This window comes from Yersinia enterocolitica subsp. enterocolitica (genome assembly GCF_901472495.1).
In the GTDB taxonomy this organism is placed as follows: Bacteria; Pseudomonadota; Gammaproteobacteria; order Enterobacterales; family Enterobacteriaceae; genus Yersinia; species Yersinia enterocolitica.
On record NZ_LR590469.1, the window covers coordinates 358,092 to 381,015 of the forward strand.

A 22,924-nucleotide genomic window follows, 5' to 3' on the forward strand; every position below is an offset into this window, starting at 1 on the left:
ACCTGGAAGATTCGTTAACCGTCTTCCAGCACACATCGGCCTGCAAGACTAGTCAGGATGATGGTGATGATGGTGATTAAATTGAACGCGATTCATAGTAGCTTCTCTGTTTGGGCTTCCTGACATAATCAGAATAGCCATATCTGCGACGTGCCATAATTTCTGTCAATCAACGTAAACCATCCTGCGGGTAGCGCGCAACCTTTTTTTCACCTGACGGCTTTATTTCACCGTGGTAAGTTGCGGTTTATCGGCCAGTAATCGTTTTCTTTTCAGCGGTTATCTCTCATTTTTCTGTCAGTGTAAGCAGGAAATTGTTACGTATAGTCATTACACCGACAAATAAAAACACGCGCATAATATCGAGGAATTGTTAGGTGACATTCGTTGGCGTAGGTTATTAGTATGGAGTGGGTTGTTGGTATGAACCGGTCGAGGGTAATTGAGATGAAAAAAGTAGCCATTATTGGTTTGGGCTGGCTGGGCATGCCACTGGCGCAATCACTGGTCCGTCGTGGCGTGCAGGTTGTCGGAAGTAAAACCACGCCAGATGGTGTTGAAGCTGTCAGAATGAGCGGAATTAATTGCTATCAACTGCAACTGACACCGGAGCTGATTTGCGACCCCGATGACTTAGAACAGCTAATGACGGTGGATGCACTGGTTATCACTTTGCCCGCTAGCCGTACAGCTGATGGGGGCGAACAGTATTTTCAAGCGGTGCAGATGGTGGTCGACAGTGCGTTAGCGTTCGGTGTACCGCGCATTATTTTTACCAGTTCAACCTCGGTTTACGGTGAAACCCGTGGCCGCATCAAAGAGAGTTCGCCGCTGCAACCGGTAACCACGGCGGGAAAAACGCTGGCAGAACTCGAACTCTGGTTGCACAAATTACCCAATACCTCAGTGGATATTTTGCGTCTGGCGGGGTTGGTGGGGGCGGAGCGCCATCCTGGGCGATTCCTTGCGGGTAAAACCAATGTGAAAGGCGGTTCACAGGGTGTTAATCTGGTACATCAGGAAGATGTCATCTCCGCCATTGAACTGCTGCTTAATCTGCCCAGAGGCGGTCATATTTACAATCTGTGCGCGCCAGCCCATCCGCGCAAACGAGATTTTTACCCTGAGTGCGCACGCGCGTTACAGCTCCCCCCCCCTCAGTTTGCGCCTGAAGATATTGAAGAAGCACCACGTGAAATTGATGGCAGCAAGATTTGCAGTGAGTTGGGGTTTGAGTATCAATACCCAGACCCAAATCGAATGCCTTTGAATTAATTATCTTATCGGCTACTGCGCGTTGTCATTCTGAGATTGTGCAGTGCTCGTACTCCTCACATACTACCTGTATGCTCCGGGTACTGTGCGCTGTACGCACTCAGTCTGACTTAGCTCGCTACGCCTTGAATGTATGGGCATTGAAAACATTACGAAATAAGAATCAATGCCCAATCACCGCTTCTGATGAATATAAGTCAGGGCTAAGGCCAGCGCCAGAACCCCCCCTTTGATGATATCCATCGCGTAGTAAGGCACTGACAGCATCACCAACCCGTTTTGCAGCACACCAAGGATAACCGCGCCAATTAAGGTGCCGAAGGCATTGGGTTTGCCGGAACCGGCCAGTGAAAAGCCAATATAGGCTGCTGCCACTGCATCCATCAGATAGCCGCCGCCGGCATTAACTTGTGACGAGCCAATCCTGGATGCCAGCAAAATTCCACCCAGTGCTGCTAGCAGAGATGACAATACATAAGCCAGCACCCGATAACGTACTGTGCGAATACCTGCCAAACGCGCCGCTTCTGGATTCCCACCGATGGCATACATCCGGCGGCCATGCTTGGTCAGTGACAAATACAACTGCACCACAATCGTTACCGCCAACATAATAAGCACTATCACCGGCACTTGACCCAGCGCTGAAAACATCTCAGGTATGACGCCTTCCGCCATATCGCCGCTGGGTAGCAGCATATTCTGCGTGATAGAGCCGCCATAGCTGTACGTCATGGCCACGCCCTGAATCACAAACAGGCTGGCCAGGGTTGCCAGCATATCGGGGATTTTCAGCACCACAATCAGAAAGGCATTAAACAACCCCACCAGAGTGCAAATAAGCAAGGTCAGGATGATGGCTCCGGTCGTACCAAACCCGTACCAGACAAACAGTGATACGACGATGGCATTCGCCAGCGACGCGGTGGAACCGACCGATAGGTCAAAGCCGCCAATCGACAAGGAAATCGACACGCCGATGGCAATCACCGTCACAATGGCAATGGAGCGTAAAATGTTGATGATATTGTTGGGATCAAGAAAATTGTCTGAGGCTAGCCCAAATAACGCGATTAGCGCCACAACGGTGAGTAACATCCCCCATTTGTAGAGAAAATCAAACAACTGGTGACGCCACGGCTGCGCGTCTGGCAGGGGTATTTCTTTACTCACTGAGGGGTTCCTCCGGTTGAAAATAATAATAATGTTTCTTCATCGACATCTGCGGCATTTAGTTCAGCCACAATACGCCCATCCCACAACACACAGATACGAGAGCATAAACCGACTAATTCAGAGAATTCACCGGAAGCATAAATAATACCTTTTCCCTGCTGCGCTAACCCATCAATCAGATTGAATAGATCCTGTTTGGCTTTGATATCCACCCCTTTGGTTGGCTCATCAAAAATCAACACTTGGGCATTCCCGCGCAGCCACTTGCCTATCGCCACTTTTTGCTGATTCCCGCCAGATAAGCGGGCCAGTTTTTGTTGCGGCGATGAGGTGTGCACTCCCAGTCGTGCAATCAGCTCTTTGGCCCAACTCAACTCCTGACGGCGGCTAAAAATACTCCAGCGGGAAAAGCTGTCATCAGCGGCCACACTTAGGTTCATCGGGATACCCTCGTGGATAAAAATGCCTTCTTTACGTCGTTCTTCTGGTACCAAAGCCAACCCCTGCGCGACGGAGCGGTCTGGCGAACGTGGTTTCCACGGTCTGCCCTGTAATTCACCCTGATCAACACGGCTCGGCGTGGCACCAAACAAGGCTTTGCACAATTCGGTTTTACCCGCACCAGCTAACCCGGCAATCCCTAATATTTCCCCTTCACGCAATGTCAGGGAAATATCGCGTAACTTGTGTTGGTCATGTAACCCCTTAACGGACAATAAGGTTTTGTCACTGAAAGCGGTTCGTCTAGGGGGGTAAATATCATCCAAGGTATGGCCGAGCATTTTTTCGACAATTTGTTCACCACTTAGGTCACCCATTGCATCATGGCTGACCTTGCGGCCATCGCGTAATACCGTCAATTGATCACAAACTTCCCGTAATTCATGAATGCGGTGCGAAATGAAAACGATGGCTATCCCTTCGGATTGCAGGCGGCGAACCACTCTAAACAAACGCGCACTCTCTTCTTGATCCAGTGGCGCGGTAGGCTCATCCAGAATCAGAAAACGGCATTGATGGGAAAGGGCGCGGGCCAACAGCACCTGTTGTTTTTCGGCTAATGTGCAGGATTCCAGGCGCTGGCGCACATTCAATTTGAGATCGAGTTGCCCGAGTAGCGCTTCTGCCTGACGGTACAGTTGCGGCCAGTTAAACAGGTGCCCCTGTTCAGCCAGCGTATCCAGCATAATATTTTCTGCTACCGATAGAGTTGGAACCAGCGCAACATCAACTTCTTGCTGAACCACATGAATACCATGCTGTTTTGCCTGACGTGGTGAGTGAATATCTACCTGCTGACCATCAATGAAGATCTCACCGCGATAGTGATTGTGAGCACCAGAAAGGATCGCCATCAAGGTCGATTTACCCGCACCATTAGCACCAACTAATGCATGAGTCGAACCGCCTTCTAGTGTGAAATCAACTTGTTGCAGGGCATGAAATCCAGAAAACGAGATAGAGATATTTCGCATCTCAAGGCGGGCGGGAGTGATGGTAGACATAATTTCGATGACTGCCCTATAAAAGATGGTAACGAAACAGGCAGTCAATAATGCTGCTGATATCATTCTTTTTTAACACAGTTTCTATTATTCGCAACAAACTAAAGTAGTTAAGGTATATCAAAAAATTATTAAACAATGATAAGTATGCCCTTAAGATGGGAAAACGCAGATGACATCACAACTTAAAATAAATAATGATTTAAAAGGAACAGGGGCATGAGCACGAACGCAATCCGAGTGCAGGTAGGGCCTGCCAACTATTTTTCTTTTCCAGGCGCTATCGACAAACTGAGTGAGTTTTATCCTCAGGCGGCACGGGAAAATGCGCTGTGGATCTATGGAGAGCGCGCTTTGGCCGCGGCCATTGATTATCTGCCAGCAGAATTTAACAGCCCTCAGGCGGTGCGCGCTTCATTTTCGACCCATTGCAGTGAATCAACTGTGGCTGATTTGGTGAGCGCGGCGGGCAGTGATCGCCAAGTCGTAATAGGCATTGGGGGCGGGGCGGTATTAGATACGGCAAAGGTGGTGGCACGTAAACTTGGCTTGCCATTGGTGGCAATCCCCACTATTGCCGCGACCTGTGCGGCCTGGACACCGCTTTCAGTTTGGTATAACGATGCCGGACAAGCACTGAATTTTGAAATTTTCAAAGATGCCAATCACTTAGTATTAGTCGAGCCGCGCATTATTTTGCAAGCGCCAGTGGAATATCTGCTGGCTGGGATTGGCGATACCCTGGCTAAATGGTACGAGGCGGTGGTGCTGAGTCCGCAACCAGAAACTTTATCTTTGACGGTTCGTTTGGGGCTACAGGCTGCTTTGGAGATTCGCAATGTGTTGCTCAAACAGAGTGAAGCCGCATTGCAAGCGGTGAAACAGGGTGAGTTGACACAAGATTTCCTGGATGTGGTCGATGCAATTATTGCCGGTGGTGGCATGGTCGGTGGGCTGGGTGAGCGCTATACCCGAGTGGCGGCTGCGCATGCGGTACATAACGGTTTGACACTATTGCCACAAACTGAACATTTCCTGCATGGCACTAAAGTCGCCTATGGGATATTGGTTCAAACTGCCTTGTTGGAGCAGGATGAAGCCTTGCAATCACTGATTGTGGCATTTAATCAATTGGGCCTACCGACACATCTGGCCGCACTAGATGTTGATATTAATGACCGCGATGCCATTGAACTGGTGATTAGTCGAATTCTGAAGCCGAGTGAGTCAATTCATTATCTGCCTGTTGAGTTGAATTCAGACAAAATGTGGGCAGCGATTGAGCGGGTAGAAATTGCCGCTCAGCGCTGATACAGCCTGGAAAGAGCCGTTTAGATCAAACTACCATAAGAATATTGTTTCAAGCGGTTTAACATCTTGTTTTTTGCTCCCAAGTTAGGGCAAAATACGCGCCATGCAATAACCGACGTTTAAACGCGTCGGTTATTTTTTTGCATTCGTGTTTTCACAAATCAAGAGGCCGGACAACGATCCGGATAGATAAACAGGTCCGCGAGCGATTATTCACATACGAAAATCGCCGTTATGAGGAAAGAAAGATGGGGCAATTATTCACACTGGCACCGGTGCCCACCGGTATGCGCTGCACATGCAGCGATTATGGCGCAACAGGTATGGCACATACCCGTTTCACCGCTCTCGTTTCCCCACTTACGTATCCCAGGCAGATACGAAGTTTCCCCGTCACCTCTGACCTGCGAGCTACACTTGCAAATTGGGTTAAAGGTATGGGGAGGCTGAATCATGACGCATAATGCTACTGTTACAGTCGGTACCAATCAAACTGGCACCAATAACCGCGTTCAACTCAGAAAAACACTGACGTTGGTACAAGTTGTGATGATGGGGTTGGCTTATTTGCAGCCAATGACCATTTTCGATACTTTTGGCATTGTTTCCGGCTTGACCGATGGTCACGTCGCGACTTCTTACGCCATTGCGTTGATAGCGGTGCTGTTCACTGCCATCAGCTATGGCAAATTGGTTAAGCGCTTCCCGTCTGCGGGTTCGGCCTATACCTATGCCCAGAAATCCATTAGCCCCAATGTTGGTTTTATGGTGGGTTGGTCATCATTGCTGGACTATCTGTTCATGCCGATGATTAACATTCTGTTGGCGAAAATTTATCTCGAAGCGATTTTCCCTGGTGTGCCATCGTGGATTTTTGTTGGCGCGCTGGTCAGCCTGATGACGATGTTCAACTTGCGTGGCATTAACGTGGTAGCTAACTTGAACTCGATTATTGTTGTAGTTCAGGTGGCAATCATGGTGGTCTTCATGGGGCTGCTGATTCATGGTGTTTATCAGGGGGAAGGTGCGGGCACATTGGTGAGCCCACGTCCGTTCTATTCTGAAAATGCCCATTTGGTACCGATGATAACCGGGGCCACGATACTGTGCTTCTCATTCCTGGGTTTCGACGGCATTAGTTCATTGTCTGAAGAAACCCCCAATGCCGGTAAAGTGATCCCGAAAGCGATTTTCTTGACCGCATTGATTGGCGGCGTGATCTTTATTGTGGTGTCTTATTTCCTGCAACTCTATTTCCCGGACATTTCACGCTTCACTGATCCTGATGCGTCGCAGCCGGAAATCATGTTGTTTGTTGCGGGTAAATTCTTCCAGTCAGTTATTCTGTGCTTCTCCTGTGTCACCGTATTGGCATCAGGTATGGCCGCGCACGCCGGTGTTTCGCGTCTACTGTATGTGATGGGGCGAGACGGAGTATTTCCGGAGAAAGTGTTTGGTTACGTGCATCCGAAATGGCGTACCCCGGCAATCAACGTACTGCTGGTTGGCGGGGTAGCATTGTCTGCTATCTCGTTTGACTTGGTGACAGCAACGGCATTGATTAACTTCGGCGCGCTGGTGGCCTTTACCTTCGTTAACCTGTCGGTGATTTCACAGTTCTATATCCGTGAACGCCGTAACAAGTCGTTCAAGGATCATTTCAGCTACTTGGTTCTGCCAATGATTGGTGCAGGAACGGTTGGTGTGCTGTGGATGAACCTGGAAAGCAGCTCAATGACGTTGGGCTTGGTGTGGGGTGCCATTGGCCTGCTTTATATGGTCTGGAAAACCCGTGCATTCCGTCAGGCACTGCCACAGTTTAATGGCGAACTGGCACAGTAACTGTATTGCTATGGTGTTTCAGATGGCCGACAAAGTCGACTGAAGGGGAATTGTGCCGTTGGGGTTGTAGTCGCGTAAGCGACCGGAGTGCCCCTGGGTGCGGTAACCCCTTCACTCTCTCTGTGACCTCTACGGAGCCTGAAAATGGCTCCGTTTTTTATTGGCTATTTATGACTGGTGGGGTTAGCTCACTAGAGCTCTGGCATAGTCAAACAGGGCTTTCAGCAGTGCCAGCTTCTCTTTATCATCCTCATACTGGTTATATAACGCCTCCAGTTGCAGCACATAGTCTTGCACTTTTTCTGGATTAAGCGCTTCGCGACGATGCGCTAACCAGCGCTGTTGCTCACTGTCAGTCAACGTATTTGGATAATTACGGGCGCGGAAGCGGAATAGCAATACTTCCAACCGTGGGTCTTGGAAGGTCAGATCGAGTGCTGGCAGATTTTGCGCTTTAGTTTGTAAAATGATTTTCATGGTAGCGCGGTCAGCATCACTGAAAAAACCGTTATACAGTTGAGCATCCACATCATCAGAAACGGCAAAAGGCTCGGCCTCTGCAAATAGGGCGACCACTTTTTCACGGACTTGCGGATTTTGCCGCAATAATTGCAAATTCTGTAGACAGCGTTGGCGATCAATACCTAAACGATCGGCATTTTCCGGTAGCAGAGTTTTCGCGGGGGCGAGTACCGGGCATTTATTGATATGCACCAGTTTCAGTGGCACGGCGGCATCTTGGGCACTGAGTTTGTCGCGGCGGGTATAGAGCCGCTCACGCAGTGTATCGCTATCCAACTCTAGCAGGGGTGACATATCACCCGCCAGATCGCACATAATCACCGCATTTTTATTCTCAGGATGCCATGCCAACGGCGCAACCCAACTGGTATTACCCCGTGCCGCACCAAACATGCCTGATACATGAACCAGCGGTGTCATATCTGCAATATCAATCAATGCGTTGATTTTGTGTTTACTACGGTGCTGGTAGAGGTAATCAAACAGCCGCGGTTGTGCTTGTTTTACCCGCTTTGCCATAGCGATAGTGGCATACACATCAGACATCGCATCATGGGCATGCAAGTGTTCAACACCGTTGGCTTTGGTCAAATGCTCCAATTTGAAACTGGGTAAACCCTCTTCGTTTTCCGGCCAGACAATACCCTCGGGGCGCAGGGCGTAGCAGGCGCGCATCACATCGAGTAAGTCCCAGCGAGAGTTCCCCCCTTGCCAGCTGTAGGCATAAGGATCATAAAAATTGCGGTAGAAAATATTTCGACTAACTTCATCATCAAAACGAATATTGTTGTAACCAAGAATACAGGTACCGGGCACATTGAAAGCTTGATGGATTTGCCGGGCAAACTCGGCTTCATTCACCCCATTGGCTAAGGCATGTTGCGGGGTGATGCCGGTTATCATCACGGCTTCCGGCTGCGGCAGGTAGTCGTCTGCGGGGGCGCAGTAAACCACCAGCGGTTCTTCGATGATATTGAAATCCAAATCGGTACGTACCCCGGCAAACTGGGCTGGCCTGTCTAACGCGGGGCGCTGACCGAAGGTCTCATAATCATGAATGTAGAATGTTGGTTGCTTGTTTTTATCTGACATTATGCGGTTTAACCCTTAATTCTCATATACCCGTCATACTCTAAGCTGCATGTGCGTTGGCTGCGTTCAATCACCCGAATCACTTACAACACAGTAAGCTCATCGGGACTCTCTCACTTGCCGCCTTCCTGCAACTCGAATTATTGTGGGTATAGCTATTCTTTATGATGGGGCACTGCCCGCGGTAAGCCGCAGTGCCCCACGGCATTAACGCTAGAATATCATTTCAGGCGGGGCGGGACGTCAGGATTTATTTTGAAATAATTATGTTTCAGTCAAAATGTGTCGATCCAACTAATATTTAGCTGCCGTTTACTTAGCTATTCATACAATCCGCCTACTGAATATAATAAGTAGGACTCAAAGTGAAAACACTTCTGTTAACCGGTGCCACAGGTTTTCTGGGCGGAGCTGTGCTCGAAAAGCTATTGTTGGAAAACTCAGATTTTAATTATTTATTATTAGTCCGGGCCAATACACCGGAACAGGGATTAACACGTATTCGCGAGAATATGGCGAAGTTTTATCTCCCTAATGGGCAACTGAATAAAATTGATGTTAGCCATATTTTATTAGGGGATTTAGCTGAACCGGACAGTTTTATTAATGACCCGCGTATTGATGGGGTGACGCATGTTATTAATTGTGCTGCTGTCGCATCATTCGGTAATAACCCGCTAATCTGGAAAGTGAATGTTGATGGCACATTAGCCTTTGGCAAAAGAATGTCGCAGGTTGCTGGTTTACAAAGATTCATCCATGTGGGAACAGCTATGTCTTGCACACCCGATGCCGATACTGTGGTGAGCGAGCAGGTTTTATCCGCAGAGGATGACGCGCATTTGGTGGAATACACTAAATCTAAATCAGCAATTGAGCGCTTATTGGCTGAAGAATGCCCAGAGCTACCCTTGGTATTTGCCCGACCATCGATTGTGGTCGGCCATACCCGGCTGGGCTGTCAGCCATCCAGCAGCATCTTTTGGGTATTTCGCATGGCATTAATGTTACGCAAGTTCATGTGCTCGCTGGATGACTATATCGATGTTATTCCAGCCGATTATTGCGCAGACGCTTTAGTGTGTATTTTACTGCATCCAAATTTACCCGATAATATCTATCATATTTCAGCTGGCGAGAAAGATAGCGTTAGTTTTGCCCAGATTGATCAGGCGATGTCCGCCGCTGCCAGACAGAAACCTATGGGGGCAGATTATTGCCAGGTAGAATACGGTGCATTGGTACAAATGCGTAACCAACTTAAAGGAATTTTTGGCCCCTGCAATGAGCGCATAATGCTAAAAGCCATGCGCTTATATGGTGCATTTGCCATGCTCAACGTGCGCTTCAGTAATGAACGTTTGCTCAGCTTGGGAATGCCACCGTCACCACGCTTCACCGATTATATTGCTTGTTGTGTCGAGTCCAGCTTTGGCGAGTCTATTGTGCAACAAATGGCGGTTGACTTTAAATAAGCTTATTTCCCGGCGGGCAATACCTGACAGGGAATATTTATTCCCCCCCAGACTGCTGACAAAGTCAAATGAAGGGGAATCGTGCCGTTGGGGTCGTAGTCGCGTAAGCGACCGGAGTGCCCCGAGGTGCGGTAACCCCTTCACTCACTAAGTTATCAACAGCTTTGTTATTAAGCTCCGGGGAATATTTATTCCTGCTACTTTTGGTAACGGTTAATCCGCTGCCAGCGCGTAATAACTCAGCTAAACTTAGGTTTTAGTATCTTATTGGAAGTAGGTAAGTGTGCGCCTGAATAAAAAAATATCGCCATTGGATAACCTGATCTACACCCATTACCGCATCACTCACGCTTTACGTATTACGTTAGCGTTTATCTTAACATTTCTGATTATTCGCTTACTGGCTATTCCGGAAGGTACCTGGCCGCTGATCACATTAGTGGTAGTGATGGGGCCGATATCCTATTGGGGCAATGTGCTGACCAGAGCGATGCAGCGTATTGGCGGCACTGTTTTTGGTGCGATATCCGGCTTGATTGCTCTGTATCTGGAGTCTTATTCCTTAACACTTATGCTGGTCTGGTGTGGGGTTGTGATGTTCTTATGCGGCTACCTCACATTGGGCAAGCGGCCCTACATGGCTTTGCTCATCGGCATCACTCTGGCGGTGGTGTGTGGATCTGCCCCTGGAGATATGACTACCGCCCTGTGGCGCAGCGGCGATGTTATTTTTGGTTCATTATTGGCATTGGTCTTTACCAGTGTCTATCCACAACGCGCTTTCACCCATTGGCGTATGCAGATGAGTGATAATCTGCGGGCCATCAGCCAAATTTATGCGGCTTATTTATCGCCCAATGTTATCGAGCGCCCACGGTTAGAGCCTAAATTAAAAGCTGCACTCAGCCAGTCGGTTAAAATGCGTACTTTTATTGCGCCTGCCAGTAAAGAATCTCATATTAATAAAGACGTTTTTGAGGCTATTCAGACACTGAGCCGCAACCTGATTTGCACGCTAGAATTGCTGGTGGATGCTTATTGGTCGTCGCGGGAAAGCCATTTTATTATGCTCAATGCCAAAGGCTTGCGCAGTACTCAGTTGATGACAATCCGCACTTTGAATACATTAAGTGATAGCCTGCGCGATGGATCTCCTGCCCGTGAGCGGGAAGTTGCCGGTGAGCTGAGTGAAATCTCTACTGAGTTGAAATCATTGATGTTGGCTGTGACGCAAGAGCAGCAGATAGAAACACCGATTTATGGCTATGTTTGGCTGAGTATGGAGTTAACCAAACAGCTTGAGGAATTGGACGATCTGATTAATATGACTTTACGCAGGTGATCTATTGTTGGATTCAGGCAGATGATATTTCTGTCTGACGGGTAAAGCGGGTAAGATAAGTCTAGCCAATGAATCTTGTCATCAGGCATAACAAAGCGGTATGGTTCACATAGCCTGGTCACCAGCAATTGAATTTGTGTAAAACTTAAGTGAAGGTGTGAAAACGGATAATGCAAGTAAGCCAACTTTCCAGGACGTTTTGGAGTTTGTGCGTATGTTCCGTCGCAAAAACAAGTTGCAGCGTGAAATCGTTGATAACGAAAAGAAAATTCGTGATAACCAAAAACGCGTTCTGTTGCTCGATAACCTGAGTGAATACATCAAGCCAGGGATGAGCATCGAAGAGGTTCAAGCCATTATCGCTAACATGCGTGTTGACTACGAAGATCGTGTCGATGAATACATCATCAAAAACGCAGATCTGTCTAAAGAACGCCGTGAATTGTCGAAAAAACTGAAAGCGATGGGCGAAGTTAAGTAACTTTAGCGCAACGTGAAATAGCTTATTTTACCGCTATTAATAGAAAGGCTGGTATGAATCGCCAGCCTTTTCTTTTGGCTAAATTGTGTTTAGTTTGACGGTTTATTTTGCCGTAAGAAACGAAACGCTGGGATCTTCGCACCTTTGACAAAGATAAATGCCAGCAGTAATGAACCCCACAGAGCCATGGTGATATAACTACTCACGCCCATGATATTCAGCCCGCTCTCCAGCATTTGTAGCAGGAACAGTGCTAGCACAATGCCAACAATCTTACCAAATCCGCCATCAGGATTAACCCCGCCTAACACCGTCGCCAGGATAGTGATAAGTAACAGTGATTCACCATAGGAGGCTTTGGCCGAGTTTAGCTTGGACATCATCAACAAGGCCGCGACGGCACACAGTAACGATGAAATCACGTACACCCAAATCAACGTGCGGCGAGTATTAATTCCGGAGAAGAAAGTGGCTTTTTCATTGGAACCGGACAGGTATATCTGGCGGCCAAGCGGGGTCTTGGCCAAAATAAGCCAGATAACCAACGCCACCGCAGCAAACAGATAAAGTGGTACCGGAACCCCGAGAAAATAGCTGCGATCTAACGCCAGCACATAGTTAGGGAAATTAGAAATCGCCGATCCTTTGGAAATAAGCACATTCACGCCTTTGAGCAAGGTCATGATGCCCAGTGTCGCTAAAATCGGGGAGACGCGCACCACCGAGATAAGCACCCCATTGATAAGCCCCACCACCAAAGCGACCGAAGCACCCGCCAGTAACATCAATACCATTGAGCTGAATGTGGGTTCCAAATGGGTACAGACCCAGGCCATTACCAGTGCACTGGCATTCGCAGTAGCAATAATTGACAGGTTGATACCGCCGGTCAGCATGGTAATCGCCATTGCCAGTGTTAATACTCCGGCGACCGGGATTTGTGACGCGATAGATTGAAAGTTAGCCGTCGACCAGAACACGTAAGGAATAAACAGGCTAAACCCGATAGAAACCAGCAGCAGTAAAGCCAGTAACCAGCGCTCGGTATGATCACGTTGAGTTGTTTTCGACATGGTTATATCCCTACCTTATGACGTTGGCCCCAGGCGGTCACACTGATACTGATGACAATCACCAGACCGATAACCACGGTATGCCAGTACGACGAAATACCCAGTAAATTCAAACCATTTTGCAATATCGCCAACAAAATCACCCCCAGCAGAGTGCCGGTTAGGGTGCCGCGCCCGCCCACAATACTGGTGCCACCCAGCACCACGGCTGCCAGTACGGTGAGTTCATAACCGAGTAATGAGTCGGGCGCTACCGTCAAGACGGTATAGGACTGCACCACACCAGCGATGCCGGATAGAAAGCCCATATAGCCATAAACAAACAGTTGCAGCTTGAGGATGCTGAACCCCATGCGGGAGGCTGCTTCCTGATTACCGCCCAATGCATAAATTTGCCGACCAATACTGGTGCGTGTCATCAGCAGAGCCGTGACAATAATGGTCGCCAGCAATGTCAATATGGGTAACGAAAGACCATAGTCATAGCCATCGGCTGCGGTGAAGGAGAACAGCATTGGCCCATGTTCGAACCATTCCGGATAGGTATATAGCCAGACACCACGACTGAGATACAGCAGTAATCCGTAGAATATATTCAGCGTGGAAATGGTGATAATGATAGACGGCACGCGCAGGCGATTAACCAACAGCGCATTAATTAACCCCAATAATAAGCCGATACCACCGGCTAGCGCGAAAGCCACCGGGAAGTTGCCACCAAACTTCACAATTAATGTCACCATGACATATTGCGAGATAATGGTCATTGCCGGGAATGAAATATCAATACCGCCAGAAATCAATACGATAAATAAACCACAGGCCAAGATGGTCAACATGGCATAGTTATTTATCAAGTCATAAATATTGGCGAGCGTCAGAAAATCTGGGCTGGTGAAAGCAAGATAAGTCGAAATAATCAATATGGTGAAAGCCAACATCACTTCATGGCGTTTCAGATGCTCTTTATTAAATAGACCTGTTTTACCAACATCAGGTTTATTAAGTGCATGGGGATTAGCCATTTACTACCTCCGCAATGGCTGCTTCGCTGCTGTTACCTGGCAAGAACTCCTGCACCAGCCGCCCAGACCGCATCACTAAAATACGGTGGCTATTAAAGTAGGCTTCATCAATCTCATCACAAATCATTAAAACCGCAATCCCCCGTGCTGCCAGTGCATTGATAATATTATAAATACCGGCTTTATTGGCGATATCTACCCCCACGGTTGGTGAGTCGAGAATCAATATTTGTGGGTCGGTTGCCAGCCATTTGGCAATGGCAATACGCTGCGCATTACCGCCAGATAAGGTATTGACCGGCAAATCGCTATTACCAATTTTGATAGACAGGTGCTTAACCATGTCTTCGACCAATGTATCGACTCGCTCGGTACGCATCAGGTGGAAAGTGTTTTTAAGCCGGTGTAAAACGGTGGCGCTGATATTGTCGCGGATTGATTGTTCCATGATCAGTCCGGTACTCATGCGATCTTCTGAGACATAACCCACGCCAGCGGCAATAGCATCGCGGTTGCTGGTAAAATACATCGGTTTATCATTGATACGAATGGTACCTGACTCTGGTGTAGTTAAACCAAATAGACTAAGGCACAATTCTGTGCGGCCAGAACCCAATAAGCCGACCAGTGAGACAATTTCACCGGGATGCAATGTCAGTGAGATATTGTGATATTCATTGCCACGGGAAAGTTCTTCCACTGCCAGCACCGGCGCAAGCGAAGCGCTATAGGGTGGCAGCACCTGAAAATCAAACTTCATACCGGTCATCAGCCAGGCCAGCCGTGCATTATCAACTTCAGCGGCAGGGTAGGTTCCGACCCAATTACCATCTTTGAGCACGGTAATACGGTCTGAAATTTCCAGCACTTCGCTCAAGCGGTGGCTGACAAATACCACGCAGATATTGCGTGATTTCAGTTCATGCACCACCCGCAGCAAGCCGTTAACCTCTTGCCGGGTCAGAGATGCGGTCGGTTCATCCATCACAATTAGCCGGGCATCCTGCGCCAGGGCACGGCAGATTGCAACTAACTGTTTCTGGGCGATGGGGAGGTCTTCAACCAATTCATCCAGATTAAGATGGGCATCAATGCTCTTGATGACACGCTCGGCGGTTTCCCGCATCTGGCGTTTGTTCACCCACAGATGATGGTGATAATGGTTCATGGCGATATTCTCAGCCACGGTCAAGTTGGGGAATAATGATAAGTCTTGATAAATCACCTGAATCCCCAGCCGGACAGATTCAATCGGGGTCAGGGTTGAATACGTTTTGCCATCAACAGTTATCGCGGCCTCAGCATCGGGTTGATAAACACCGGAGATAATCTTAATCAGTGTGGATTTGCCACAACCGTTTTGCCCTGCAAGGCAATGTACCTCACCGGGTAACAGGGTCATAGCCACCTTATCCAGCGCTTTGACGCCATAAAAGGTTTTACTGATATTTTCCAGGGTAATAAATGGCTGCATACATCCCCTTATACCCTTCGTCCTTGAAGTTACAGGGGTGTTAGCTACGCTCACTCACCCGAATCACTTACCTGAGTAAGCTCATCGGGCTTCGTTTGCTTGCTGCCTACCTGCAACTCCAATGACTTTGGGTATATCTTAATAATTGCGTATTCGCACTCTTTGATATTGTGGAGTTAATGCTTATCAGCAGGTGTGAATCAATACAGCGAATCCACGTTATCTTTGGTCACACGCAACACATTGTGGAACTGAATCAGGTGTTTAGCTTGATCAACTTCCGCTTTACCTACTCCTGGGATCTCCATGCCTGTTTCGATTTTCTCGCCTTTCAGCACTTTATCAGCTACCGCTGTCATGGCATAACCAGCAGAACCTGGGTCATAAGTCACGCCCATAGCGATATCGCCACTTTTAACCAGCGATGCAGCCTGAGATGGGATCATCATGCCGAACACATGAACATTGTTTTTCGCCCGTTTTTCTTTCACTGCACGGCCTGCACCAATCGGGCCTTGTGAACCGAAAGCAACAATACCTTTCAAATCACTATGCGCTTTCATCAAATCCAGTGTGGTACGGCGTGAGTCATCAATGCTCTCAGCGACAGGCATACGGCTGGTCACTTCAAACATTTCCGGGTAATGCTCTTTCTGGTATTTAACAAACAAATCGGCCCACAGATTATGTTGTGGCACGGTCAGGCTACCCACATAAATCACATAGCCGCCTTTGCCGCCCATAGCTTTTGCCATTTCTTCCACATTGTCGGCAGCGAATTTGGCGTTATCGATGATTTCGATATCCCAGTTAGCGCTAGGCTGCCCCGGAGATTCGTTGGTTAATACCACGATGCCAGCATCGCGCGCTTTCTTGAATACCGGTTCCAGCACATCGGCATCGTTCGGCACGATACTGATGGCGCTGACTTTCTTGGCGATTAAATCTTCAATGATCTTCACTTGTTGTGGGGCATCGGTACTGGATGGGCCGACTTGATAGGCTTTGATCCCGAGATCTTTACCGGCGCGCTCCACCCCTTCGCCCATGCGGTTGAACCAAGGCATTCCGGCGATTTTCGAAATATTGACGACTTCGACTTCTTGCGCCAGCGCGCTGCCCGAGCACGCCATCATGCTGAACAGGCTGGCCGCCAATAACGTTTTTACACTCAGTTTTTTCATTTCAAGCTCCCGGAGCTAATGTAGGTTGAGGCTAGCGTCGTTAGGTGTTGACGTAATATTTTGTATTAGTTAAGTTTTATTTATGTTTTTAAAAAAATGAAGATTTATCAGGAAGCAAATTTTACATCTGCACTACATTTCCTGTAGGTCGACTCTACTGCTTCGATAGCCATTTTCCCCATATCTATAAATGCTATTTACATGGATAAAATAGCTGCTTTCCCAGTTTGTGACTGGCATCATGATCCTGAGGGGGAGAACAAAGAGAGTTGCATAAAAATGGTAGGCAGAAGGGTAATAACAATGCTTTTTACATGGACATTATGGTTTATCAGTTGATGCTATTTGGCGAGTCTTGACACCTATTATGCTGGTTACGATATAAATAAACACACTGATAATTCATATGGTTATTATTGATAATTTATTGACATAACTATTAGCGTAACTTCTTATACTATATAAAATATAATTAATAACTATTAAATTTGATAGTTTTAAATTTTATTTTTACTTGTATTATATTTTATAAGAAATGGAATATTTATTCAGACTGCTGACAAAGTTGATAAAAGGGGAAATGTGCCGAATGGGTCCCTATTTATTTAAAATACAAGTGGCGTGAACCGTCGGAGCGCCCATCGGTGCAGTCGCCCCGTTAGTCTCAGTGCGGAAAAATTAACCTCAATGTTTATTTTTTACTATCTTCAGATATGTTAAACGATGCGATACTTATTATTAAGTAATTATATAATTAAACTATCGAGTGGTAATCTTAAAGTATATCTTCGGAATAACATTATGAACTCTAAAAAAAGAAGTATTGCTATTATAGGCGGTGGTGTTGCGGGAGTCGCCACATTTATTGCTGCGGTGCTGCGTCATGCTACACAACTTATTTATATTATTGAACCTTCACCCATTGGCCCTGGCATGGCGTTCTCTAATGTAGATGAAGATGTACTGTGTAATACCTCAGTAGATACTATGTCAATATTGGCAGATAAACCGCTTGATTTTTATGATTATCTAATCGCCAGTGGTCACGTTGTCACCACTGAATCTTTTGTTCCCAGGAAATGGGTAGGGAATTATTTGGTCGACCGTTTTCGTGAGTATTTTGCTATCGCGCATAGAGACGGTATTGTAGTTATCCATATCCCTCACTTATTTATTTCGTTGAAGATAAATGCTCCTCGTTGTTATTCAGTTATGTTTGGTGATGTTCTAAAACCTCAATCACTGGTGGTGACAGATGTCGTTTTCTGTACGGGCTATGGCTGTTCTCGCATTCCTGATGTGTTTAGTCTGTGCTTATCTCACCCGACCTTTATTCGCAACCCTTATCCAGAAATGAATATGTTAGCCCGGATTCCTGCTCACTCTCGGGTACTTGTTATTGGTAGTAAGCTGTCAGCAATAGATACAGCAATATTACTTTGTCGTGAAAGTCATCAGGTCACCATGATATCGCCTTCAGGAAGTATTCCTGCCGTCCGAACTTATTTGATGAGATGTACTGATGCTATTATTGACCAAGATCGTCTGGCGTCAATAATAATGATGCTCAGAGAGCGTCGAGGTACAATGCCTACTGTAGATTCATTAAAATATAGCTATATTAAATACTTCGTTGGGCTTCTCAATAAACACACAAATGAATCGTGGCGAGACCAGTTCTCTTTTGTCAGAAATTATCGCGATCGACTTTATGAAGAAATCTCTATTGCTGAGAAAGGAAAGTGCCAATGGCAAGATATTACAGTCAACTTTTTGAATGTAATGAATGAAATTCATCTAGCTAACACATCCTATTTTGTAGGTTCTTTTCATCCCGATTTTATGAAGGTAATTCATCGATACTTATCATCGATTCCATTAATTAATGCACGGAAGATTCTGCAATATATAGATAATGGTGTTCTTTTTGTACAAAAAGGAGAGATCGGTGATATCTCAATTTCGGCGCACAGCCCTGATGTGTGGCGAATCGATTGGGGAGAGGGTGATAAGCATTTTGATGCGATTGTTTGCGCAACTGGTTATTGTTTACCCTACTACTTTTTTGATAGTAAAGGGCATATTGTGATTGATATCCACAGTGAACACGCGAAGGACGCTATTCTAATATCCTCTTCGCTAGGGATAAGTCATCCCTATTTTAAGGAAATAGAAAGTATTTGGTTTGTTGGAATACCAGCACATACTAGGTTATGGATAGTAAATGCTTTTTTTGTGGTGTTGGCGTTGGCTAACCAAACTGTCGATAATATAATGAGGCTTCCCGAACGGATAATTTGATTACAAGAAAATAATAATCAGTCTATTTTTATTAATATTTTCAAATTAAGCAGAGTGATATTGCTTTTGCAATGACTTGCGTTTTATTCCTACATTTCAATTTATTTTTAAGGCTCACAAGATGAAAATCAACCCCACTCTTAGATAGAGATATTTTATGCGCTATTTCTTTGGAAGTAAACCCATCGGCAGAATACCTTAAAATATCTATTTCTACGGAAGTGAGATGTAATATGTCATTATCGGCATTGCAGTGTGGTTTTTTGTGGGATTTGATGTAATTAAGAATGTTATTTATTAATTTAAGCAATGTTTCTTTTAATGCAATTTGTACGCTTTTATTATTAATGTCTGCCAGATTACCTTTTTTTCCAAATAGAGATACAACAGCAGTTATTTTTTCATTTAGGGCAATACTTAAAACTATACAAGTGTTAATTTTCTTCTTTTTTGCCAGTTCACCTATATCACCAATATTCTGAAAAAAATCGTTGTCAAAAATATACACTTTATCTTTATTTGATGTATCTACATTAAAATAAAGTTCTAATATTTCTAAGTATGATAGATAATTACATTTATTCATTAAGCTATCTATTAAGTAAATGTCATTTTTAGAGAATGACGTCTCTTCAATTATTGCAATTAAGAAGTCTTCGAATAATGTTGTGGTGCATATGCTATTATGTATTTTTGTTATAAACATAGAATCAAATACTATTTTTATAGTGTTAAGTTCCGGCGTGAGTTGACTTTTTCTTCTCTTCATATAACCAACGCTCCGTTATTAAGTTTATAGCTGTTATGATGTTTAAGAAAGTCAATCTATTTTTTAAGTTTTTCACTAAATTATTTTAGTTTTGTTAATTTATATGAAGATAGTAATTAAGCTAATAATATTCCTGAGTAAGTTTTTGCATGAGTCATATTTACTGAAAATTAGGTCATTATTTATAATTTTGCAATGAAAAAACGAAATTAATTAAAAATAAAATAATTATTTTTACTGTTTTATAAGGATTAATCTATTTTATACAGCTAAGAGATTGAGGCATGACTTAAGTCCAACGATTGCAGATATTCAAAATATATCGTGCTCTACGTCACCGCACCCCGCCGGGCACCATAGTTAATAAGTGTTGGTTCGGGTAGCTTTGCGTGATATTGCGCTGTTGTAATTGCCAATAAAGCTGTTCCACATCATGGCGTTGACGGTCTAATAATAAGCCCACCACACTGCCGCTGTGTGCCACATTCAGTCCATATAAATCCAGCTCTTCGACTAATCCCAGCAGAGCGCAGAAGTCGGGTTTAACCAGTAGATGCTGGCTGGCCTGTGCGCTAAGTGTGGTGGACTGGCCTAGCAGGGCGCAATCATGCTGCTCAGCGGCCTGCGTAAACAGTTGCCATGCTTGTTCTAACGATGGGGCGCTTGCCAGTAGGGCTGTCTGGCGATGCCGACGATGATAATCCTCGGTGTTGAGGCATTGTGGGCTTTCCAGCAGCAGAATATCCACACTGGGTTGCCAATCATAAGAAATCTGTGTTGCGGCGGTTTGATGATCAAATAGGGTCAGCCGTTGAAACAAGGTGCTGTCAGTGGGTTCAAGGCTAACACACAAGGCAGCCAGTGCGGCTTCATCCAGTGTTTCCCCCAAGTGACGTGCGGTTGCCAGAGCAGTGGCGGCAATATCTGCGGTGCTGCTGGCTAACCCTTTTGCCACCGGAATGGTGGAATCAAAATTGATATGCAGGCCACGGGCCATCTCTGCTGGTTGGTCAAAATAAGTCAATACTGCTTTCAGCATTTGGCGCATCCGTGGCCGTTCATGGCTGCCCGGCACACCGTCGGTAACGGACACGGTGCTAAACCAGTTTATCGGGCAAGAAATGAGCTTCTCCCCACCCAGTATCCAGCCCTGAATTAACTCACCACAGGAGGCGGGGCAACGGGCCTCAGCCATGGCTAAAAACCTGTTGTAACGCGGTGACCAGTCGTTGATTGTCCGTTGCACTTTTGATGGCCACCCGATAGTGGTCGCAGGTCAGTCCGGGGTAATTGGCGCAATGGCGAATCAGAATATTGTGCTGTAATAATGCCGGTTGTAGCGCTATTTCCGGCCTTAAACAGCGCAGGAAAAGATAGTTGGCGCAACCTTGCCACACCTGCAATGCGGGAATGGCGCATAATTGCTGATATAGGCAGTGCTGCTGCTGTGCTAACCATCCATGAGTGGCCTGAATATAAGGCTGGTCATCGAGAATAATCTCACCTGCCAGCGCAGCGAAGGCATTGATGCTCCAGGGTTCGCGCTGCTGCTTCATGTGCTCGATGCCCTTCAAATCGCCGCTAAGTAAGTACCCCAACCGCAACCCCGGAATCGCGAAAAACTTGGTCAGTGAGCGCAATACATAAAGGTGCGGAAAATCAGTTAATTGTGGGATAAGTCCCGGCGCATCAGGGAGGAAATCAATAAAGGCTTCATCAACAATTAGCGCAATTTGGTATTGATGGCAGCAGCGTACAATAGCTTGCAGCAGGTTAGCATCTGGCATTAATCCGGTCGGGTTATTGGGGGTCGCCAGAAACAGGCAGTCAGGGCGCTGCTGTTCTAATACCGCCAGCAGCCGCTCATCGGGCTGATAACCATCAGCGTCACTCATCTGATAATCATCAATCTGGCAACCGACCCGTTGCAGGGCGCGACGGTATTCAGCAAAACCCGGTGTCAGCAGCAGGGCAGTGCGAGGTTGCAGATAATGCACTACGGCATAAATGAGTTCGGTTGCACCATTGCCTGCCATGATATTTTCCGGCAAACAATGGTGAGCGCGGGCCAGTGCACTGTGCAGTTGGCGATACTCAACATCAGGGTAATGTTCCGCGCGCGCTAACTGTTCAACAATGGCAGTTTTTAGGGAGTCTGGCATTCCCAACGGATTAATATTGGCACTGAAATCAATGATATTCTCTGCGTTTGTCCCGATTTTCAGTGCCATTTCCAGCACATTCCCGCCATGTTCGCTCATTGCTGCGTCATGCCCCTCAGTAAGTTGTGTGTTTAGAGTACCATAAGCTAGGGGGTTGAGTTTAGCGACAACATTTCTGGTGTGAATGCCAGTATGTCGCGCAAGCGCACCACATCACCAATAACAATCAGTGCCGGGGCTGATAATCCTTGCGCCGCAACTTGATCCGCTAAAGTGGTCAGAGTGCCACTGGCCACTTGCTGCTGCTGGTGGCTGGCATACATCACCACCGCCGCAGGTGTGGTGGGCGCTTTGCCTCCAGCAATCAGTTGCTGACAAATGGTGGTCAGTTGCGTCATGCCCATCAGGATAATCAATGTGCCTTCCAGTTTTGCCAGTGTTGCCCAATCCTGTGGCTCATTGCCCTGACGTAGATGGCCGGTAACCACATGAAAACCGGAGGCATAATCACGATGGGTCACTGGGATACCGGCATAGGCCAATCCACCGATGGCGGAACTGATCCCCGGTATCACTTCAAACGGAATATCCGCCAGCGCCAGTGCTTCGGCTTCTTCTCCGCCACGGCCGAAGACATAAGGGTCGCCGCCTTTTAGCCGCACTACATTCAAGCCGCGTTGAGCACAATCCACCAGAATTTCATTGATTTGCGGTTGTGGCACCAAATGATGATTGGGTGTTTTGCCCACATTAATCATTTCACAACCGTCTGGTGCTTCAGCTAATAATTCCGCACAGACTAACCGGTCATAGACCAGCGCTTCAGCACGACGAATGGCATGTAAGCCTTTTACTGTAATCAGTGCTGCATCCCCCGGCCCCGCACCGACTAGCCAAACTTTTCCACTTTTCATA

The 22,924-nt window shown here is 46.6% G+C and carries 19 protein-coding genes and 1 other annotated feature (1 of these 20 running past the window's edge); of the genes, 7 read left to right on the forward strand and 12 right to left on the reverse strand.

Going from position 1 to position 22,924, the window contains the following annotated elements; genetic code table 11:
* Nucleotides 1-73 (reverse strand) — a sequence feature (His leader region); it reaches 58 nt to the left of the window's first position.
* Nucleotides 49-96 carry a his operon leader peptide gene (hisL, locus tag FGL26_RS01720; RefSeq protein ID WP_002231208.1) on the reverse strand — a complete coding sequence of 16 codons (48 nt, stop codon included), beginning with the start codon at nucleotides 94-96 and terminating at the stop codon, nucleotides 49-51. Its footprint overlaps the feature before it by 25 nt.
* 351 nt (nucleotides 97-447) lie before the next feature.
* Here hisL and FGL26_RS01725 point away from each other — a divergent pair, with 351 nt between their 5' ends.
* Nucleotides 448-1,275, forward strand: a complete 828-nt coding sequence (locus tag FGL26_RS01725) for an SDR family oxidoreductase (protein WP_032912680.1) — start codon at nucleotides 448-450, stop codon at nucleotides 1,273-1,275.
* A 174-nt stretch (nucleotides 1,276-1,449) separates the two neighbouring features.
* Here the strand turns inward: FGL26_RS01725 and FGL26_RS01730 are convergent, their stop codons facing one another.
* The gene (locus FGL26_RS01730; RefSeq protein ID WP_005168379.1) at nucleotides 1,450-2,448 is read right to left on the reverse strand and encodes an ABC transporter permease; all 999 of its coding nucleotides are present in this window, start codon (nucleotides 2,446-2,448) and stop codon (nucleotides 1,450-1,452) included.
* Complete coding sequence (locus FGL26_RS01735; protein WP_005168381.1) at nucleotides 2,445-3,956, reverse strand: sugar ABC transporter ATP-binding protein; 1,512 nt, start codon at nucleotides 3,954-3,956, stop codon at nucleotides 2,445-2,447. Before FGL26_RS01735 ends, FGL26_RS01730 begins: the two co-directional genes overlap by 4 nt.
* Nucleotides 3,957-4,175: 219 nt before the next feature.
* On the opposite strand from FGL26_RS01735, the gene FGL26_RS01740 reads away from it, so the two are divergent.
* Together FGL26_RS01740 and FGL26_RS01750 are read left to right on the forward strand one after the other, a co-directional pair.
* Nucleotides 4,176-5,267: an oxidoreductase gene (locus FGL26_RS01740; RefSeq protein WP_005168382.1), complete on the forward strand. Its 1,092-nt coding sequence runs from the start codon at nucleotides 4,176-4,178 to the stop codon at nucleotides 5,265-5,267.
* Between the two features lie 453 nt (nucleotides 5,268-5,720).
* Nucleotides 5,721-7,109 (forward strand): APC family permease, encoded by a 1,389-nt coding sequence (locus FGL26_RS01750; protein WP_005168386.1) that lies wholly within the window; start codon nucleotides 5,721-5,723, stop codon nucleotides 7,107-7,109.
* A 183-nt stretch (nucleotides 7,110-7,292) separates the two neighbouring features.
* Here the strand turns inward: FGL26_RS01750 and sbcB are convergent, their stop codons facing one another.
* Nucleotides 7,293-8,723, reverse strand: a complete 1,431-nt coding sequence (sbcB, locus tag FGL26_RS01755; protein WP_005168388.1) for an exodeoxyribonuclease I — start codon at nucleotides 8,721-8,723, stop codon at nucleotides 7,293-7,295.
* Between the two features lie 365 nt (nucleotides 8,724-9,088).
* Between sbcB and FGL26_RS01760 the strand changes: the two genes are divergently transcribed.
* From FGL26_RS01760 to tmaR, 3 genes are all read left to right on the forward strand, one after another.
* The gene (locus tag FGL26_RS01760) at nucleotides 9,089-10,198 is read left to right on the forward strand and encodes an SDR family oxidoreductase (protein WP_005168391.1); all 1,110 of its coding nucleotides are present in this window, start codon (nucleotides 9,089-9,091) and stop codon (nucleotides 10,196-10,198) included.
* Nucleotides 10,199-10,481: 283 nt separating this feature from the next.
* Nucleotides 10,482-11,540: an FUSC family protein gene (locus FGL26_RS01765; RefSeq protein ID WP_005168394.1), complete on the forward strand. Its 1,059-nt coding sequence runs from the start codon at nucleotides 10,482-10,484 to the stop codon at nucleotides 11,538-11,540.
* Between the two features lie 157 nt (nucleotides 11,541-11,697).
* Nucleotides 11,698-12,021 (forward strand): PTS system regulator TmaR, encoded by a 324-nt coding sequence (tmaR, locus tag FGL26_RS01770; protein ID WP_138060209.1) that lies wholly within the window; start codon nucleotides 11,698-11,700, stop codon nucleotides 12,019-12,021.
* Nucleotides 12,022-12,110: 89 nt separating this feature from the next.
* Here the strand turns inward: tmaR and FGL26_RS01775 are convergent, their stop codons facing one another.
* From FGL26_RS01775 to FGL26_RS01790, 4 genes are all read right to left on the reverse strand, one after another.
* On the reverse strand, nucleotides 12,111-13,094 hold the full coding sequence (locus FGL26_RS01775; protein WP_005157737.1) for an ABC transporter permease: 984 nt from the start codon (nucleotides 13,092-13,094) through the stop codon (nucleotides 12,111-12,113).
* A 2-nt stretch (nucleotides 13,095-13,096) separates the two neighbouring features.
* Entirely contained in the window at nucleotides 13,097-14,035 is a 939-nt protein-coding gene (locus FGL26_RS01780) for an ABC transporter permease (RefSeq protein ID WP_026018016.1), read from the reverse strand.
* A gap of 76 nt (nucleotides 14,036-14,111) precedes the next feature.
* Nucleotides 14,112-15,593: a sugar ABC transporter ATP-binding protein gene (locus FGL26_RS01785; protein WP_005168398.1), complete on the reverse strand. Its 1,482-nt coding sequence runs from the start codon at nucleotides 15,591-15,593 to the stop codon at nucleotides 14,112-14,114.
* 200 nt (nucleotides 15,594-15,793) lie between these two features.
* Nucleotides 15,794-16,729 (reverse strand): autoinducer 2 ABC transporter substrate-binding protein, encoded by a 936-nt coding sequence (locus FGL26_RS01790; RefSeq protein WP_227745813.1) that lies wholly within the window; start codon nucleotides 16,727-16,729, stop codon nucleotides 15,794-15,796.
* An 849-nt stretch (nucleotides 16,730-17,578) separates the two neighbouring features.
* Here FGL26_RS01790 and FGL26_RS01795 point away from each other — a divergent pair.
* Nucleotides 17,579-19,078, forward strand: a complete 1,500-nt coding sequence (locus FGL26_RS01795; RefSeq protein ID WP_005168401.1) for an FAD/NAD(P)-binding protein — start codon at nucleotides 17,579-17,581, stop codon at nucleotides 19,076-19,078.
* Between the two features lie 40 nt (nucleotides 19,079-19,118).
* Here FGL26_RS01795 and FGL26_RS01800 read toward each other — a convergent pair whose 3' ends face one another.
* From FGL26_RS01800 to cobA, 4 genes are all read right to left on the reverse strand, one after another.
* Nucleotides 19,119-19,847: a helix-turn-helix transcriptional regulator gene (locus FGL26_RS01800; RefSeq protein ID WP_050498973.1), complete on the reverse strand. Its 729-nt coding sequence runs from the start codon at nucleotides 19,845-19,847 to the stop codon at nucleotides 19,119-19,121.
* 334 nt (nucleotides 19,848-20,181) lie between these two features.
* Nucleotides 20,182-21,042: a GHMP family kinase ATP-binding protein gene (locus tag FGL26_RS01805; RefSeq protein ID WP_005168406.1), complete on the reverse strand. Its 861-nt coding sequence runs from the start codon at nucleotides 21,040-21,042 to the stop codon at nucleotides 20,182-20,184.
* Nucleotides 21,035-22,108, reverse strand: a complete 1,074-nt coding sequence (gene cobD / locus FGL26_RS01810; protein WP_032912683.1) for a threonine-phosphate decarboxylase CobD — start codon at nucleotides 22,106-22,108, stop codon at nucleotides 21,035-21,037. The genes FGL26_RS01805 and cobD overlap by 8 nt, the downstream gene beginning before the upstream one ends.
* 47 nt (nucleotides 22,109-22,155) lie before the next feature.
* Entirely contained in the window at nucleotides 22,156-22,923 is a 768-nt protein-coding gene (cobA, locus tag FGL26_RS01815) for a uroporphyrinogen-III C-methyltransferase (protein ID WP_005168410.1), read from the reverse strand.
* Nucleotide 22,924: the final 1 nt, after the last annotated feature.